Here is a 421-nt window from a genome sequence, read left to right as displayed (position 1 = left end):
AGCGTCCTTCTTCTCTCCATGAAACTAATTAAAATAAAACAAGTTGTTCGGCGTCAGTTGGTAGTGTCCATTCTTCTTCTAATTTGTTTTCTGTCTGAAGCAGTGGGTTTATTTTTTTCTCTTGATCACTGTTTTTTTCAGAAAATAGGTATTTTGGATTGATCATATGAAAGGGTGTATACCAAGTTGAAAATTTTTCTCTTGATAGCGAATCTTTTACCTCACATACGGCGTTTACACCAAGTAATGAAAGTTGTACATACGCCATTAACAGACAATTTTCATCGATATCTTCACACAATACACGTAGCTGCTGTTGATAGTTATATCCCTTACGTTCCATTGCCTGCGTAAATGCGATTATCATACTACCTGCGCCACACGCTGGCTCGTAATAACCAATCCATCCTTTTTCTTCGAT

General features: G+C 37.1%; 1 protein-coding gene. It reads right to left on the bottom strand.

The features are described 5' to 3' along the window. Nucleotides 1-28: 28 nt before the first annotated feature. On the bottom strand, nucleotides 29-421 hold a 393-nt coding region (locus P3R27_RS14855; protein ID WP_301399192.1), incomplete at its 5' end, for an N-6 DNA methylase.

The organism is Enterococcus spodopteracolus (assembly GCF_030441955.1).
GTDB classification, from domain to species: domain Bacteria; phylum Bacillota; class Bacilli; order Lactobacillales; family Enterococcaceae; genus Enterococcus_B; species Enterococcus_B spodopteracolus.
Note: the sequence above shows the minus strand (reverse complement) of the source record. Positions and strands in the feature narration are given on the sequence as shown.